Origin of the sequence: Paraburkholderia sp. RHO2, from assembly GCF_050955445.1 — a bacterium.
Classification (GTDB): Bacteria; Actinomycetota; Actinomycetes; order Mycobacteriales; family Mycobacteriaceae; genus Prescottella; species Prescottella agglutinans_A.
Window position 1 is genome coordinate 3,927,348 of sequence record NZ_CP162617.1, and the last position, 16,606, is coordinate 3,943,953.

The window sequence follows — 16,606 nt, forward strand, 5'->3', positions numbered from 1 at the left end:
GCTCGTACGATCGAGGAGCGATGGCCGAAATCCACGAGCTACGGTCGAGATTCGCTGCGGCGCTGTCTCGCATGTACGGCCGCGAGGTGCCCGCCTACACGACGCTGGTGGAGGTCACCGAACAGGTCAATGCGGACTTCCTGGCGGCGAATCCGGACACCGCGCAGCGGCTCGGCAGCATCGCCCGGGTGACCGCGGAACGGCACGGCGCGATCCGGGTGGGCACGCCGTCGGAGATGCACGACGTGGCGGTGCTGTTCGCCGGTTTCGGGATGTACCCGGTCGGCTTCTACGACCTGCGCGAGGCCACCCCACCGGTGCCGGTGGTGTCGACGGCCTTCCGCCCCATCGATCCCGACGAGCTGGCCCGCAACCCGTTCCGGGTGTTCACTTCGATGCTCACCACCGCGGACCGCCGCTTCTTCGACGCGGACCTGCAGCACCGGCTCGAGTCGTTCCTGCACCGCCGCCGACTGTTCCCCGACGTGTTGCTGGCCCTGGCCCGGCGAGCCGCGGACGACGGCGGTCTCGACGAGCCGCAGGCCGAGCGGTTCGTCTCGCTCGCGACGGCGGTGTTCGAGCTGTCCGGGGAACCGGTGGACCGCGCGTGGTACCGGGAACTCGAGGCGGTGTCGGCGGTGGCCGCGGACATCGGCGGCGTGTCGAGCACGCACATCAACCACCTCACTCCGCGGGTGCTCGACATCGACGACCTGTACGCCCGGATGTCGGCGCGCGGGATCGCGATGATCGACCGGATCCAGGGGCCGCCGCGCTGGTCCGGGCCGGCGGTGCTGCTGCGACAGACGTCGTTCCGGGCGTTGGCCGAGCCGCGCAGCTTCGTCGAACTGGACGGGTCGATCACCGACGGCGAACTGCGGGTGCGGTTCGGCGAGGTGGAGGCCCGCGGGATCGCGCTCACACCGTCCGGCCGCGCGCTGTACGACGAGCTGCAGGGCAGCGATCCGTCGAACGCGCACGGGTTGTGGGACAAGAAGTTCCCGACGTCCGAGGACGAACTCGAGACGCGCGGTGCGGCGTACTTCACGTACCACGGCGGGGTGCGCGAGCCGATCGTCTACGAGGACTTCCTGCCGAAGTCGGCCGCGGGGATCTTCCGGTCGAATCTGGACACCGACACCACCGCCACGGCCGGCGAATCCGGAACGGCGTACGACCTGGGCACCCTGGCCGACGTCGTCGGACGCGAGGTGCACGACCCGTACGAGCTGTACGGACGGCAGCAGGAACGCTCAGGAGGAATCGGATCATGACACTGCCCGGCACCGGCACGCTGGCGGGACGCGCCATGGCGGCCCTCGACCGTTGCGGCGCAACACTTCCCGAGATCGCCGGTGACGCCGGCCCGGCGCCGTTGACGGCGCGGACCCCGATCGACGGCTCGGTGCTGGCGTTCCTGCACCCCAGCACGTACGCCGACATCGACGCGGCGGTGGGACGCGCGCACGACGCGTTCGCGGTCTGGCGCACGGTGCCCGCGCCCCGACGTGGCGCGATGGTGCGCCGGCTCGGGGACCTGCTCGCCGAGCACAAGTCGGATCTCGCCGACCTGGTGACGCTCGAGGCGGGCAAGATCCGGTCCGAGGCCCTCGGCGAGGTGCAGGAGATGATCGACGTCTGCGAGTTCGCGGTGGGCCTGTCGCGGCAGCTGTACGGCCGCACGATGGCGTCGGAGCGGCCCGGACACCGGCTGTCGGAGACATGGCACCCGCTCGGGGTGGTGGCGGTGATCTCGGCGTTCAACTTCCCGGTGGCGGTGTGGGCGTGGAACACCGCGCTGGCGCTGGTGTGCGGGGATCCGGTGGTGTGGAAGCCGTCGGAGACGACGCCGCTCACCGCGCTGGCGTGCGACGCGCTGCTGCGCCGGGCCGCTGCCGAGCACGATGCACCGGGCGGTCTGCACCACGTGGTGCTCGGGAGCGCGATCGTCGGCGAGCAGCTCGTGGACGATCCACGGATCGCGCTGGTGAGCGCCACCGGATCGGTGCGGATGGGCCGGGCCGTCGCCCCGCGGGTGGCGGCCCGCTTCGGCCGGTGCCTGCTCGAGCTCGGCGGCAACAACGGCGCGGTGGTGACCCCGTCCGCGGATGTGGATCTCACCGTGCGCGCCGTGGTCTTCGCGGCCGCCGGCACCGCGGGCCAGCGGTGTACGACGTTGCGGCGCCTGATCGTGCACCGCTCGATCGTCGACGAGGTGACGGACCGGATCGCCGACGCGTATCGGCAACTGGCGGTGGGCGACCCGTTCGACGATGGAGTCCTGGTGGGTCCGCTGATCTCCGGGGCCGCGTACCACGCCATGCACGCCGCGCTGGACACCGCGCGCGGCGACGGCGGAGTCGTCGTGACCGGCGGCAGTCGGGTCGGCTCCGGCGCGTCGTTCTACGTGACGCCGGCGCTCGTGCGGATGCCGGCGCAGACCTCGATCGTGCGGGCCGAGACGTTCGCGCCGATCCTCTACGTGCTGACGTACGACACGCTCGACGAGGCAATCGCGCTGCACAACGGTGTCCCACAGGGGCTGTCGTCGGCGATCTTCACCACCGACCAGCGCGAGGCCGAGCGGTTTCTCGCCGCCGACGGCTCCGACTGCGGCATCGCGAACGTCAACATCGGCACGTCCGGCGCGGAGATCGGCGGCGCGTTCGGCGGCGAGAAGGAGACCGGTGGCGGACGCGAATCCGGTTCGGACGCATGGAAGTCGTACATGCGCCGCGCCACCAACACGGTCAACTACTCGGACGAACTCCCCCTCGCCCAGGGCGTGGAGTTCGGCTGACCGTGTAATGCCCACACTCCTTTTCCCGACAGTCCTGACGTAGCGGGGCCGCGTCAGCGGATCTCGGCACAGGGGATGTCGATCAGGAGGGGAACATGAGCATGAACACAGCAGCGAGACGCGCACTGGTGGGGACCATTGCGGCGGTCGCGATCGGTGGCGCCGCGACCGCACCGGCGGGTGCGGTACCGGATCCGCTGGCGCCGCTCACGGCTGTCGCGGCGGGTGCCGCCCTCGGGAACGTTGCGGCGCCGCAGGGGCTCACGACGCAGACTCTGATCGCAGCACGAAACGCGGGATTCCCGATCTACGAGGCGATCGTGACCCACGACTACCCCTTCCCGAAGTCGATGGCGACGCTCACCGAATATCGGCGGGTGTACGACATCAACGTGCTGGGTTCCCCCACGGTGAAGTTCGTCGGCGTGGGAGCGGTCGCCCCGGACACCTTCTGGGTCCTGCAGGGCCGCGCCGTCGCGAACTCGATCGTCGTCAACCTCCACGAGACGTGGCAGGAGAACGTCGCCTTCCCCCTGATGCGGTGGGACAACACACAGCTGACGTTCACCAACAGCCCACTGGTGCAGTTGCCCGACGGCGGCCCCGCAGCCGGCGTCGCGTTCATCACGGACGGGACCGGTTCGACCTCGTCGAGCTCGGGTTCGAGCTGAGGCGACGGGGGCGCCCACCACGCCATGCGCGCCGCGCCGGACATCCCGACCTTCGGGGACGGGTGGCCGCGGACCGCTCAGTGCCCCTCGGGCCGAAAACCACTGTAGCGGCGTAGTTCCCGCCTCGCGATGGCACGCTTGTGCACCTCGTCCGGGCCGTCCGCGAGACGCATGGCACGCAGGTGCGCGTACGTCATCGCCAGCGGGAAGTCGTCCGTGACGCCGGCACCGCCGTGCACCTGGATGGCGCGGTCGACGATACCGAGCGCAATGGCCGGCGCGGCCACCTTGATAGCGGCGATCTCGGTCTGGGCCTGCTTGTTTCCGACGGTGTCCATCAAATGGGCGGTCTTGAGGGTGAGCAGTCGGATCATCTCGATGTCGATGCGTGCTTCTGCGATCCAGTCCTGGATGTTGGCGTTGTCTGCGATCGGCTTGCCGAACGTGACACGGGACTGGGCACGCTTGCACAACAGCTCCAGCGAGCGTTCCGCCATACCGATGGCCCGCATGCTGTGGTGGATCCGGCCGGGACCGAGGCGGGCCTGACTGATCGCGAAGCCCTCCCCTTCACCCTTCAGGACGTCCTGGGCCGGGACGCGCACGCTGTCGAACACGATCTCGGCGTGACCCTCGCGGTCGTGGTAACCGAACACGGGGAGGTTTCGCACCACGGTGACACCGGGTGCATCGATCGGCACCACCATCATCGACTGCTGCCGGTGTTTCGGCGCGTGGGGGTCGGTCTTCCCCATCACGATCAACACCGTGCAGTTCTGGTGCAACGCGTTGGAGGCGAACCACTTTCGTCCGTCGAGCACGTACTCGTCACCCTCGCGGTGCATGGACAGCTCCACGTTCGTGGCGTCGGAGCTGGCCACGCCGGGTTCGGTCATCGCGAACGCCGATCGGATGGTCCCGTCGAGCAGCGGCCTGAGGTACTTCTGCTTGTGCTCGTCGGTCCCGAAGAGCTCGAGCACCTCCATGTTGCCGGTGTCGGGGGCGTTGCAGTTGCAGGCTTCGGGAGCCAGGTGGCTGCGGCCCATGATCTCGGCAAGCGGGGCGTACTCGAGGTTCGTCAGCCCCGCCCCGGTGCCGGGATGGGGGTGGAAGAGATTCCACAGTCCTCGTCTGCGCGCCTCCGCCTTGAGCTCTTCCATGATCGGCGGATGAAAATGCGGGTCCCCGGATTCGCGCATCTGGTGTTCGTACACCGCCTCGGCCGGATACACGTGGGCGTCCATGAATTCGAGCAGGTCGGCCTGCAACGTCCGGGCGCGTTCGGAGAGATCGAACAGGGACATGGAAACTCCTGACGGGTGGATTTGCGCGGGACAGGGCACGCACTCAGTGCTGCGTCGATCGGTATGCGGTCATCTCACCGATGCCGGCTTCGATGAGGGGGCCGACGACGTCGCCGACGGCCGAGAATCCGTCACCGACGGTGTGCCCGTTGATGTAGCGGTAGTGGATCCCTTCGAGGATCACGGCGAGCTTGAAGTATGCGAGTCCGAGGTGGAAGCCGAATCCGTCGCGCGGTTCGGGGCCACCGGCACGGACGTAGACGTCGAGAATCTCGTCACGGGTGAGGAATCCGGGCGCGTTGGAGGCGTCCGCGACGATGTCCGATTCGCAGATCTCGGCGAGCCGGTGGTAGACGAGCAGCAGCGCCAGGTCGGTGATCGGGTCGCCGAGTGTGGACATCTCCCAGTCGATCACCGCGCGGATTTCGTCGTTGTCGTCGACGAGCAGGTTGTCGAGGCGATAGTCGCCGTGGACGACGCCCGGGTCCACTTGCGGCGGCGCGGTGTCGGTCAGCATGTCGATCAGCTCGTCGACGCCGGCGAGTTCGCGTGACCGTGACGCGTCGAGCTGGGCGGTCCAGCGACGCACCTGGCGACCGAGGAATCCTTCTGGCCGCCCGAAGTCTTCGAGCCCGACGGCTGTGAAATCCACCCGGTGGAGCGCGGCCAGCGTTTCGACCATCTCGGTGCTGATGCGGCGGGTGCGCTGGGGTCCGAGCTGGGCAAGCTGCGCGGCCGACCGGAAGGGGGTGCCGGTGACCTCGTCCATCACGTAGAAGGGTGCGCCGAGCACCGCGTCGTCGCGGCATTCTGCCACGATCGTCGGGACCGGGATGTCCGTGCCGGCCAGGGATCGCATGGCGGTCGCTTCCCGGCCCATGTCGTGTGCGGTCGAGAGCACGTGCCCCAGCGGCGGACGGCGCAGGATCCACGCCGAGCGCCCGTCACACACCCGGTAAGTCAGGTTGGAGCGTCCACCGGCGATGAGCTCGGCACGCAGCGGACCGTCGATCGTGGTGGCCTCGGCGAGCCAGGCACGGAATCTGTCCAGGTCGAGCCCTGGAAGGCGTGTCGGCTGGGCGGGGTCGGCCGTGTCGATATCGGTGTTCATCGGCTCACGCGCCAGTGCGGGGAGCCTGGTAGAGGGCGTCGAGGTCATCGACGTGGGCTCGCTCGACGACTCTGCGCTTCATCTTCAAACTCGGTGTGAGGTGACCGGATTCAGTGGTCCACTGATCGCCGAGCAGTGCCCAGGCCTTGACCTGCTCGGGCCGCGAAAGTTGCGCGTTCACAGCGGCGACGTGCGCCCCGATCGCGTCACGGACCAGCGGGTGACTGCCGACGTCGACCGAATCCGCCGGCGAACTCGGGTCCGACCCGAGAATCAGCGCGCGTGCGGCGTCGGGATCGAGTGTCAACAGGGCGACAACGTAGGGCCGATTGCTGCCGTACGCGAGAGCCTGGGAAACCAGAGGTGAGGAGCAGAGGGCGGACTCGATGGCCACCGGACTGATGTTCTTCCCACCGCTGGTGATGATCAACTCCTTCTTGCGGTCCACGACCCGGACGTAGCCGTCGGCGTCGATGGAGCCGATGTCGCCCGTGGACAGGTACCCGTCGGCGTCGACCACCGGGGCGATCGTGCCGTCGGGACACAGGAAACCGGGAGTGACGTTCGGACCGCGAACCAGTAGCTCGCCGTCATCGGCGACCCGGATGTCCATGCAGGGAAGCGCTTTGCCCACGGTGCCGACGCGGGACTCGCTGAACTTGACGGTAGTGACCAGGCCGGACACTTCCGACATACCCCACACGTCCGCGAGCGGCAGGCCCATTACGCGGAGGGCTTCGGACAGGTGGGCCGCGAGAGGCGCGCCGGCGCTGGGAGCCCAGACAACACGGTCCAGTCCTGCCTGCGCGAGGACGGTCTCGGTGTCGGCGTCTGTTGCTCGTGCCGACAAGAGGGCGGCGATCTTCTCCCACAGGCGCGGCACCCCGAACAGAACGGTCGGCCGCGCAGCCCGGATGGTGGCGGGCAGACAGCTGGGGTCGGGGTTGAAGTACACCGTCCCGCGCAGAAAGAGCGCGAGGTAGTAGCTGATGGCGCGGTCCGCGATGTGCGCGAACGGGAGATGACACAGCGTGATGTACGGGTGACCGAGTCCGGCCGCATCGACGAGGGCAGCGGCGTGGGAGATCACGTTGTCGTGCGTCAGCACCACCGCCTTGGGCGCCGACGTGGTGCCCGAGGTGAAGATGACAGTCGCCGGCGTGTCCCCGGCCACCTCTCGGGTGCGTTCGGCGAGCGCGTGCGGTTTCCTGGACAGCAGGCCGCGCCCCTGCTCGAGGACGTCGCGGTAGGACGTCACCGTGGAAGGACCGGCAACGTTGTCGACGAGGGTCTCGTCGAGGAGGATCAGACGCTCGATCCGGCCGGCCTCCAGCGCCGGCGACCACTGCTCGAGCTGAGTCGCCCCCTCGATGATCACGGTGCGCACGTCGGCGCGTTCGGCCTGATCGGCGACCTGAGCCGGGGCGAGTGTGTGATAGAAGCTGGTGGGGACGGCATTCGCGTGGAGCGTCGCGAGGTCGGCCATCCAGTGCTCGGGGCGGTTGGGCATCATCAGCGCAATACGCTCGCCGGGCCCGACCCCCAGCGCGATGAGCCCGGCGGCAAGCCTGGCGACCTGTGTGCGGACGGCGTCGGCATCGAGCGCGGACCAACCATCGGGGCCGGGCACCGGTGCGTCCCAAGCCCGGCCGGCGGGGAGCGTCAGATCGGCGTCTCGCCAGACCAGGCGGGGACCGTCCTCGTCGGAGCTGCCGTGGGGAGATAACAGGTCGAGGAGTGTGCGCATGCTTGAACTCGCTCTCGGAGACTAGGGGTCCTAGGCGGGGTGTGGTGGGGAGTGCAGAAGCGCTCGCGAGAGTCGGGTCACTGTGGTCGCGACCTCGGAACGCGAGGGTGGTACGTCGAGACTGAGCGCGGCGGCGAGGACCGAGCGGAGCGCGCCGATGATCGCTGCGCCCGCCAGATCTGCGTTGATGTCGGTCGGGAGTTCGCCGGTGTGCTGGCCGTGCCGGATGTTGCGGGCGGCCATGCCCGCGTGCCGGCGCTGCCGTTCGGCATCGATGCGGGTCGCGGCCGCCTCCTGCAGGAGACCTGCCGCGACCCGCCGGCCGAGGGGATGTTCGTAGAGGAACGCGACCTCCAACTCGATACGCAACGTCTCCCGTTCCATCCACGTGGCCTCGGGCGCCAGTGGTGCGAGGAAGACCGCGTTGTCGTAGTCGTCGTAGAACTCGGCCACGACGGTCTCGACCAGGCCGGCCTTGCTGCCGAAGTAGCGGTGGATCACGCTCTGCGCGACCCCGGCCGCGGCAGCGACGTCGGCGATCTCCAGGGTTCCGTTCCTGCGGAGTTCGTCCTGCGCCGCCTCGATCAGCCGCTTGCGGGTCGCGCGACCCTTGGCAGTGATCGGACGGGGAGCGGACCCGGTCCGGTCGCTCGGGGAGGAGTTGGTTGCAGCGTTCATAGACGAGAACGTTAGGGAATGATCACGTGCTCCGGGTTGGGCTGCCGTTCCGCGGGGCCCTGGCTGTAGTCGCCGAACAGTCCGTCGCGCTCGGTGACGACGGCACGAACACCGTCCGTCTGCGCCAGATCGATGAACCGCTTCGCATCCGGGGTGTTGCGCATGAGGCCGTCCAGGATCGGTCCGAGCGTCTGAGTGGAAGCGAGGCCCATGTTGTCGTATGCCTGGTTCACGATCAGCTTCATCGCCGACAACTGCGAGAGCGGGATGTTGGACAGCTGCTCGGCCAGCGTCGCCACGGTCGACTCGAGCTCGGCGAACGGAACCGCCTTGTTGATCAGGCCGACCTCTGCGGCCTCTGCGCCGCTGAGGGGCTTACCGGTCAGTGCGTACTCCTTGGCCTTGGTCAGGCCGAGTCGGTAGAGCCACATGCCGGAGAGGTAGCAGCCCCACATACGGCTGTACGGCGTGCCGATCATCGCGTCGTCACTGGCGACGATCAGGTCAGCGGACAGCGCGAAGTCGCTGCCACCGCCAACGCACCAGCCGTGCACCTGGGCGATCACCGGCTTGGAAGTCCGCCACACCGAGAGGAACTTCTGGGTCGGCGCCACCTGCGGCGCGGTCGAGAAGGCGAAGTCCTTACCCGGATCCCACTGACCGTCGGTGTTCATGTGGGAGTCCCAGTGGTGGAAGCCGCCACCGAAGTTGTATCCACCGCAGAAGGAACGTCCCGCGCCGCGGAGCACGATGACCGAGACGTTCTCGTCGAGGGTGGCCATGGCCACCGCCTTCTCCACCTCGTCCGGCATCGGCGGGACGATCGTATTCAGCTGCTCGGGTCGATTGAGCGTGATGGTCGCGATCTTGCCCTCGGTCTTGTAGAGGATCGTTTCGAATTCCGGTGCTTGCGTCATGCCCATACGAAATCATGTGGCGTCCCTCACGTCAAGAAGTGACTTCACTTCTTTTTTCGAGGTCGTCAGGTTCGGCGTACCGCGGAGCAGAGGTCAGCCCCCTTCGGTCCGCCGCAACCGCGCGTCGTAGTCGGCCCGCGCTGTGGGGTCGACGCTCGTCAGCGCCCGTTCACCGCCGACGACCCGCCGAATCAGTCTCATCAGCCGCTCCGGCGCCACCGCCAGCCCGAGGTCCAGTGCCGCGAGGTAGCCGGGGACCGGGGTCTCGGCGCGGCGGGTGCGGACGGTACGCAGGACGGCGGCGGCGATGTCCTCGGCGTCGACGGTGGGCAGGCCCTTCCCCAGTGGGATGCCCGACGTGAGCGTGGTGCGGACGGCGCTGGGCAGGACGGTGGACACACTGATGCCGCCGTCGGCGAACTCCAGCCGGGCCGCCGCCGAGAGTCCCACGGCCGCATACTTGCTCGCGTTGTACACGGCGAGCCCGGGGATGGCGATCTTGCCGGCGAGCGACGCGACGTTCACCACGTGCCCGCGTCCGCGTCCGAGCATGCCGGGCACCACGGCCCTCATCCCGTGGATCGGACCCCACACGTTGACGTCGAGCGTCATCTCCCCCGTGGCGTCGGACTCGTCGAGGAACGCGCCGACCGGCATGACGCCGGCGTTGTTGACGAGGATGTCGATCGGCCCGACCTCGGCGACGCACGCGTCCCACGACGGGCGGGACCGCACGTCGAGCACGTGCGCGGTCCCGATGCCCGCGGCCGCGTCCGTCACGGCGACCCGGTCGATGTCGGCCAGGGCCACCGTCGCCCCGCGTGCCGCGAACGCCTGCGCGGTGGCCCGGCCGATGCCCCGGCCGGCGCCGGTCACGAGCACCCGCGCACCGGACACCGCGATCTCGGGATACCCGGTCACGACGGCACCGCCGATCCCGTCGACGTCAGGTAGGCGGCTTCGTCGAAGTGCCGCAGGCGTTCCCGCATCCGTCCGGTCGACCACGGCCAGTTGAAGCTGTTGCGGCCGTTGACGTCCAGGAAGTAGCTGTGGCAACCGCCGGCGTTGTAGACGGTGGTCGCGAGCGCCTCCTGCACCTCGGCGTTGAACGCGGCCTGCACCTCGGGGCGGGGCTCCATCCGTGTCCATCCCGCCGCGCGCGCCGCGGCGATCGCGGCGGTCAGGTAGTTCAGTTGCGCCTCGAGGATCATGAACGCCGACGTGTGCCCGGTGCCGAGCGCCGGACCGAGCAGCACGAACGCGTTGGGGAATCCGGCGACGGTGGTGCCGAGGTACGCCTGCGGGCTGCCCTTCCAGTGGTCGTCGAGGCTGCGGCCCTGCCCGTCGAACACCCGCCCGGCGATCGGCATGTCGAGGATGTGGAAGCCGGTGCCGAAGATGATGGCGTCCACCTCGCGTTCCACGCCGTCGGCACCGACCACGACGTTGCCGCGCACCGACCGCACCGCGTTGTCGTGCACCTCGACGTTGGGACGGCCCAGCGCCGGGTAGTACGTGTTGGACATCAGCAGGCGCTTGCAGCCGAGCGTGTAGTCCGGTGTGAGCGCCCGGCGGAGTTCCGGATCGCGCACCTGGGTGCGCAGTTGGAGGCGGCCGATCTGCTGGATCACCCGCAGCATCCACGGGTTGCGGAAACCCACGCCGAGCGCCTCCATGATCCCGTACTCGATGCGCCGCAAGGCCTTCAGCGCGCCGGGCAGCGCAGTCAGTGTGGTTCGTACCGCGGCGGGCAACGCGGTGTCGGGCTTGGGCAGCACCCACTGCGCGGTCCGCTGGTACAGGTGCAGCCTGCCCACGCGCGGGGCGATCTCCGGGACGAACTGCACCGCGGACGCCCCGGTTCCGACGACGGCGACACGCTTGCCGGTGAGGTCGTAGTCGTGGTTCCAGCGCGACGAGTGGAACACCTCGCCGGTGAACCCGTCGAGCCCGGGGATGTCGGGGATCAGCGGCTGGTTCCACGGCCCGGCCGCGGCGATCACCGCGTCCGCCGTGTACGTGCCGTTCGACGTCTCCAGCGTCCACCGCCGCGTCGCCTCGTCCCACTGCGCGCGGAGCATCTCGGTGCCGAACCGGACCCGCGCGTGGACCCCGTGTGCGTCCGCGGTCCGTTCGATGTACTCCCGAATCTCGTTCTGGCCCGCGAACAGTCGACTCCAGTCACCGTTGGGCGCGAACGAGTACGAGTACAGCGCCGACGGCACGTCGCAGGCACATCCCGGGTACGTGTTGTCGCGCCAGGTGCCGCCCAGCGAGTCGCCCTTCTCGAGGACCACGACGTCGGCGATTCCCATTTGCTGCAACCGGATCACCGCCCCGATGCCCGAAATTCCGGCGCCGACGACGATCACCTCGTGATGACGGCTCATGCATGCTCTCCTGTCGTGGTGAGGGCACGCTCGGCCGCGGCCCGGGTGCTGCGCAGCGCGTGCTCGAGGGTCGCGAGTCGGCGGCGGTCGTCCATGAAGTTGGCCCCCATCACGGCGAGATCCTCGGCGGTCGCGTCAATCCGGATCACCCGGGTGCCCGACGCGCCCAGCGCCGCGATCTCGGCGTCGAGTCCGGCGCTCATCCAGTTCCGCAGAATCGTCCGTTCGAAGAAGGCGGGCCCGCGGCCGGGGATTCGCCCGCGGGAGGCCATGGGCGCCAGGACGATCACCTCGTCGAGCCCCCGTCCGGCGAGCAGGTCCGCGGAGGCGGTGGACGCCGCGCCGCCGTCGACGAACCGCCGGCCGCCGATCTCCACCGGGGGCATCCAGCCGGGTATCGCCCACGACGCCCGCAGCGCCTGCGACAGCGTCGCGTTCGGCGCCCCCTGCGCGCCGAACGCCACCCGCTCGCCGGTGGCGTAATCCATGGCGATCAACCAGGTCTCGGGGTGCTGCACCCAGCCGCGGGTGTCCGTGACACCGGCTGCGAGCCGGTCCAGCCAGCCCGCGTCGCCGCCGCCCTCGGGGAGCAGCCCGCTCAGCCCGGTCACGGTGGGCAGACCCCGCCGCACCAGTCCGGGCGAGCCGAGGCGCGGTCGCGGCAGCGGCGGGAAGCGCCCCGGCGCCCCGGCCAGATGCCTGGACAGCACCGGATGCGTCGACTCCCCCAGCTGCATCGCGAGGATCTCGTCGATGCCGATGCCGCCGCCGAGCATCGTCACCAGCTCCGCACCGGCGGACGTGCCGATCAGGACGTCGGCGTCGCGCGGGTCCCAGCCGAGCACGTCGCGCACCGCCACCAGCGCCGCGACGGTCCACGCCGCCCCGAGCGTGCCCCCGCATCCGATCACCACGCCCCGACTGAGATGTGTGTCACTCGACGTCATAGTCAGAAGCTAACAGAATTCAGATACCGTCGGTACCCCAAATTTCGGAGAGAATGACCGGATGCCACGTTTGACCAGATCGGAGAGCCAGGCCCGGACCCGGGCCGAGTTGCTCGCGACCGCGCGCGACCTGTTCCTCGCCGACGGCTACGCCGCGACGTCGCTGGAGAAGGTGGCGGACGCCGCGGGGTATTCGAAGGGCGCGGTGTACTCCAACTTCCGCGGTAAGAAGGAGTTGTGCCTCGAGGTCCTGGACCTGATCCACTCGTCTAAGTTCGAGGAGGTCGCGACGGTACTGGCGCTGGACGAGACGACGGATCTCGACGCGACGCTGACCCGCTTCCAGGACTGGGCGGAGCGGACGCTCGGCGACGTCGGCTGGACGATGCTCGAGTTCGAGTTCATCGCCGCGTCCCGTCACGATCCCGAGGTGCGAGCAGCGCTGGCGTCCACCCTGGCGATGGCTCACGGAACAGTTCTGGCGCTGCTGAATTCGCTCACGGCCACGACCGGGGTCCGACTGCCGCTCCCTCCGGAGGACGCAGCCCGCAGCATCCTCAGTCTCGGAGTGGGACTGGGCATCCAGCGCGCCATCGACCCCACCATCTCGGCGCGGATCGTCACCGACAACCTGCGCGCGTTGCTCCGCCGGAGCCCGCCTCTCCCCGACTCGGAGGCAGGATCCCGGTGACGCGCCCCGACGGGCGGTTCAGTTGAGGGTGGCGATGAAATCGAAGATGGCGGGCTGAACCGCGGGATTGGCGTTGGTGATGCCCGTCGCCGCACCGATCGCGCCACCGATCGCCGCGCCCGGAATGCAGCCGACGAACAGGAACAACACGCATCCGACGACCGCACCGACGCCGGCGCCGATCTGCGCGTTCATTGCGCCACCGTTGAACCAGCCCTGCTCGATCTGGCGCACCATATTGTCGTAAGCGTCCTGACGGGCGTCCACGTCGTTCAGCGCACCGACTCCCTGCGCCGGGATCTCCGGAGTGAGGGTGAGCCTGCCGCCGTCGATCGACGGCACGAGCGGCACGGTCGTTCCGGCCACCGGATAGGTCAGCGGGATGGTGCCGACCGTGGCCCCGGTGGGGTCGACGACGTCGACCGTGTCGCCGGCGACGCGGAAGGTGCCCGCGTCGAGAACGGTCTCGAGCGAGGTTCCGTTCGCGCCGATCTGGGTTCGATAGTGGATCGGGCTGGGCGTCGGTGGTGCGCCGGGTTCGGCATAGGCGGTACCGCTGGCCACGCCCAGCGCCGCGATTGCGAGTACAGATACCGCCGCAGTCTTGTGGAGTTTCACGGGGAGCTCCCCTCCTCGCAGGAAGACGGCCCCGACCTGGTCAAAGACCGTCCGGAACATCCACTAGACTAATGAGTGGAGGCCGGTCTGTACGGCCTAACCGAGATTCGACATCGAATCTCGAGCTACTTCGACGACGCGCCCCGTCGCCCACCGCGCGGCGTCCGACGATGTCCGATTCGACCGCATTTCCTTACCGCGCCAGCGGCATTCCCAGCCGCTATCGTCGAGCCATGACTGGCGACCCGCTCTTCCTCGCTGCCGGAACGGAATTCACGGCCGACGATCTGACCTTCTTCGCCGACCGCGACAGCCGAACGCTCGACCAGGCCGTCGCCGACGCGGATCTCCTGGTGAGCTGCCCACATTCGGGCTACGCGATCCCCGAGGAGCTGGCACCGTTCCTCGCACCCCAGTTCACCCGGCGCCTGCAGTTCGATTTCACCGATATGTCCACCGGGCCGATCGTGCGGCGCTGGGCCGAGATCGACCCGCGGATCGTGTACGTGGAGAACCCGCATCCACGAATGATCCGCGACCCCAACCGGGCCCGTCCCGCCGATCTCGAGGCGACGCTCCGGGAGGCGTTCGCCCGGGTGCGCCAGGCCGGGCGCGGCAACAAGGCCGACCTCACCGGCGTCGACGCGGTCCGGCCGGTGACGTTCTCCTTCTACCCGCTGCTGCTCGAACCCGCCGACGACGCCGGGTGGAAGCGCCTGGCCGACACGTTCACCGAGGTTGCCGAGCGCGGTCTCGGTGTCTACGAACGCACGCGGGACGGCCTGGTCGACCGCATGGCCGACCTGGCGCTGCAGCGCGGCACCGACTTCACGACGCTGTCGTTCCACGACACGATGAACCACACGACCCGACGCGACGGCGCCGTGACCGTGCCGCGCGCCGCGGCCGACCTGCTGCCGGACATCGTCGCGCTGTCGAATCGCGGAGACCACCACGGTGATCCGAGAGGCGACAATCCGGTCACGATGGACCCCGAGCGCATCCGTGCACTCGGCGACGCCCACCGGAAGGGGTTCACGGGGTTCTCGACGGACCCCGAGGCCGTGCTGCTCAACCAGCCCTACCTCGGCAGTCAGGAGATCATCTCCGCGGGAGCCCGTTTCGCCGCGCTGCGTCCCCGGGCGGAGGCCGCCGGGACGGTGCTCGGCGCGGTGCAGGCGGAGTTCCGCCGCGAGTTCCTTCTCGGTGAGACGGCGACGTCGGAACTCATGGCGCCCGGCGTCGACTGGCCGGCGGCCGACCCGGATCGGATCGACCGCCTGGCCCACGCCTGCAAGGCGAGCTGGGACGCCTACCGACACCGCTGAGCGGGTCAGACTCGGATCGTCCTCCTACACGACGTCAGCCCAGCAGCACCCCGATCCCGGCACCCGCCGCGATCGTGGTGACCGCCAGGACGAGGGTCGGCACGAAGAACGAGTGGTCGACGAGCTTGGACCCGAGCTTGGTGGTGCCGGACAGGTCGAAGTTGGCGGCGGCGATCTGGGATCCGTTGGTGGGCAACAGGTAGATGCCCGCGAACGCGCCGGCCCACATGCCACTGAGGACGCCCGGGGCGATTCCGGAGGCGAGGCCGATCGGCACGATCGTCCGGGTCGCGGTCGACTGGCTGGTGGTGAGCACGCACACCAGGAACACGCCGAGCGCGAAGATCCACGGGGCGGCATCGACCCAGTCGCCCACCGTGTTCGTGATGGTGTCGCTGTGTGCGCTGATGAAGGTGTCGGTGAGCCAGGCCAGGCCGAACAGCGCGATCGCCGACACCATGCCGGCCCGGAAGACGGTCGAGGCGGGCACCTCGGTCACGTTCGGGCGAGCCACCAGCAGGATCAGGGTGCCGACGACGAACATGATCATCTCGATGATCGGTGTCATCGACAGCGGGCTGCCGTCGGACCCCACCGGGCGGATGTCCTTGAAGAGGCCGAACACGACGATCGCGGCGACACCGCTGAGGAAGATCAGCGCGGCGTTACGGCCCTGGACGGTCGACTCGAGCTCGAGCGCACCCGGGCCGCCGGCACCGACGGCCTCGAGCTCACCGGACTTGATCTTCGCCTGGACCTCGGGATCGTCCCGCAGTTCCTTGCCGAGCTTGTTGACGACGAACGACGACAGCACGATGCCGATGATCGCGGCGGGCAGCGTGACCATGAGGATGTCGACCAACTCGAAGTTGTACGGCGCGACGTCGGTGAGCGTCACCATGGCGGCCATCGCGGCCGACACCGGACTGCACGCGAGCGCGACGCCGGTCGACACCACCGACAACGAGAGCGGACGGGACGGCCGCACCCCGTTGCGGTACGAGAGGTCGTAGATCACCGGGAGCAGCGGGTACAGGATGTTCGACGTTCCCGCACCGACCGAGAACAGGAACGCCACCAGCGGCGCGATGAGCGTGATCTGCTTCGGCCGCCGCGAGATCAACTTCGCCGCGATCGTCACCATCCAGTCGATGCCGCCCGCGACCTGCATCATCGACGACGCGAGCACGACCGACAGCACGATCAGCAGCGCGTCGACCGGTGGGGTGCCGACCGGTTCCCGGAAGACGAAGACGAGGACCGCGACGCCCGCGCCGCCCCACAGACCGAGGGCGACACCGCTCGATCGGGTGCCCATCACGATCGCACCGAGCACCACCGCGAGCTCGAGCACAAACTTCACTGTCTCCATGACATCCCGCCCGTCGGAAAGGAGGACCGATC

15 protein-coding genes are annotated in these 16,606 nt (G+C 69.0%); 5 read left to right on the forward strand and 10 right to left on the reverse strand.

Features of this window, described 5'->3' with window-relative positions; genetic code table 11:
- Nucleotides 1-20: 20 nt before the first annotated feature.
- The 3 genes from hglS to ABTV10_RS18350 all read left to right on the forward strand — a co-directional run bounded on the left by hglS (nucleotide 21) and on the right by ABTV10_RS18350 (nucleotide 3,471).
- Nucleotides 21-1,274, forward strand: coding sequence for a 2-oxoadipate dioxygenase/decarboxylase (hglS, locus tag ABTV10_RS18340; RefSeq protein WP_499029151.1), 1,254 nt, complete (start codon nucleotides 21-23; stop codon nucleotides 1,272-1,274).
- Nucleotides 1,271-2,800 carry an L-piperidine-6-carboxylate dehydrogenase gene (gene amaB / locus ABTV10_RS18345; protein ID WP_499029153.1) on the forward strand — a complete coding sequence of 510 codons (1,530 nt, stop codon included), beginning with the start codon at nucleotides 1,271-1,273 and terminating at the stop codon, nucleotides 2,798-2,800. The genes hglS and amaB overlap by 4 nt, the downstream gene beginning before the upstream one ends.
- A 95-nt stretch (nucleotides 2,801-2,895) precedes the next feature.
- A complete protein-coding gene (locus tag ABTV10_RS18350) occupies nucleotides 2,896-3,471 on the forward strand; it encodes a hypothetical protein (protein ID WP_499029155.1) in 576 nt (191 codons plus the stop codon).
- Nucleotides 3,472-3,548: 77 nt separating this feature from the next.
- Here the strand turns inward: ABTV10_RS18350 and ABTV10_RS18355 are convergent, their stop codons facing one another.
- From ABTV10_RS18355 to ABTV10_RS18390, 8 genes are all read right to left on the reverse strand, one after another.
- Entirely contained in the window at nucleotides 3,549-4,775 is a 1,227-nt protein-coding gene (locus ABTV10_RS18355) for an acyl-CoA dehydrogenase family protein (RefSeq protein ID WP_499029157.1), read from the reverse strand.
- Between the two features lie 43 nt (nucleotides 4,776-4,818).
- On the reverse strand, nucleotides 4,819-5,886 hold the full coding sequence (locus tag ABTV10_RS18360; RefSeq protein WP_499029159.1) for a phosphotransferase family protein: 1,068 nt from the start codon (nucleotides 5,884-5,886) through the stop codon (nucleotides 4,819-4,821).
- A gap of 4 nt (nucleotides 5,887-5,890) precedes the next feature.
- The gene (locus tag ABTV10_RS18365) at nucleotides 5,891-7,633 is read right to left on the reverse strand and encodes an AMP-dependent synthetase/ligase (protein WP_499029161.1); all 1,743 of its coding nucleotides are present in this window, start codon (nucleotides 7,631-7,633) and stop codon (nucleotides 5,891-5,893) included.
- A 30-nt stretch (nucleotides 7,634-7,663) separates the two neighbouring features.
- Nucleotides 7,664-8,311 (reverse strand): TetR/AcrR family transcriptional regulator, encoded by a 648-nt coding sequence (locus tag ABTV10_RS18370; RefSeq protein ID WP_499029163.1) that lies wholly within the window; start codon nucleotides 8,309-8,311, stop codon nucleotides 7,664-7,666.
- Nucleotides 8,312-8,322: 11 nt separating this feature from the next.
- Nucleotides 8,323-9,228 (reverse strand): crotonase/enoyl-CoA hydratase family protein, encoded by a 906-nt coding sequence (locus ABTV10_RS18375; RefSeq protein ID WP_499029165.1) that lies wholly within the window; start codon nucleotides 9,226-9,228, stop codon nucleotides 8,323-8,325.
- Nucleotides 9,229-9,321: 93 nt separating this feature from the next.
- Nucleotides 9,322-10,149, reverse strand: coding sequence for an SDR family oxidoreductase (locus ABTV10_RS18380; protein ID WP_499029167.1), 828 nt, complete (start codon nucleotides 10,147-10,149; stop codon nucleotides 9,322-9,324).
- Entirely contained in the window at nucleotides 10,146-11,618 is a 1,473-nt protein-coding gene (locus ABTV10_RS18385) for a flavin-containing monooxygenase (protein WP_499029169.1), read from the reverse strand. The genes ABTV10_RS18380 and ABTV10_RS18385 overlap by 4 nt, the downstream gene beginning before the upstream one ends.
- Nucleotides 11,615-12,565, reverse strand: coding sequence for a patatin-like phospholipase family protein (locus ABTV10_RS18390; RefSeq protein ID WP_499029171.1), 951 nt, complete (start codon nucleotides 12,563-12,565; stop codon nucleotides 11,615-11,617). Before ABTV10_RS18390 ends, ABTV10_RS18385 begins: the two co-directional genes overlap by 4 nt.
- 61 nt (nucleotides 12,566-12,626) lie before the next feature.
- On the opposite strand from ABTV10_RS18390, the gene ABTV10_RS18395 reads away from it, so the two are divergent.
- The gene (locus tag ABTV10_RS18395) at nucleotides 12,627-13,256 is read left to right on the forward strand and encodes a TetR/AcrR family transcriptional regulator (RefSeq protein WP_499029173.1); all 630 of its coding nucleotides are present in this window, start codon (nucleotides 12,627-12,629) and stop codon (nucleotides 13,254-13,256) included.
- An 18-nt stretch (nucleotides 13,257-13,274) separates the two neighbouring features.
- On the opposite strand, the gene ABTV10_RS18400 is transcribed toward ABTV10_RS18395, so the two are convergent.
- Nucleotides 13,275-13,874: a DUF8020 domain-containing protein gene (locus ABTV10_RS18400; RefSeq protein ID WP_499029175.1), complete on the reverse strand. Its 600-nt coding sequence runs from the start codon at nucleotides 13,872-13,874 to the stop codon at nucleotides 13,275-13,277.
- 233 nt (nucleotides 13,875-14,107) lie between these two features.
- On the opposite strand from ABTV10_RS18400, the gene ABTV10_RS18405 reads away from it, so the two are divergent.
- Nucleotides 14,108-15,202, forward strand: coding sequence for an N-formylglutamate amidohydrolase (locus tag ABTV10_RS18405; protein WP_499029177.1), 1,095 nt, complete (start codon nucleotides 14,108-14,110; stop codon nucleotides 15,200-15,202).
- A 34-nt stretch (nucleotides 15,203-15,236) separates the two neighbouring features.
- Here the strand turns inward: ABTV10_RS18405 and ABTV10_RS18410 are convergent, their stop codons facing one another.
- On the reverse strand, nucleotides 15,237-16,574 hold the full coding sequence (locus tag ABTV10_RS18410; RefSeq protein ID WP_499029178.1) for an anaerobic C4-dicarboxylate transporter: 1,338 nt from the start codon (nucleotides 16,572-16,574) through the stop codon (nucleotides 15,237-15,239).
- Nucleotides 16,575-16,606 lie beyond the last annotated feature (32 nt).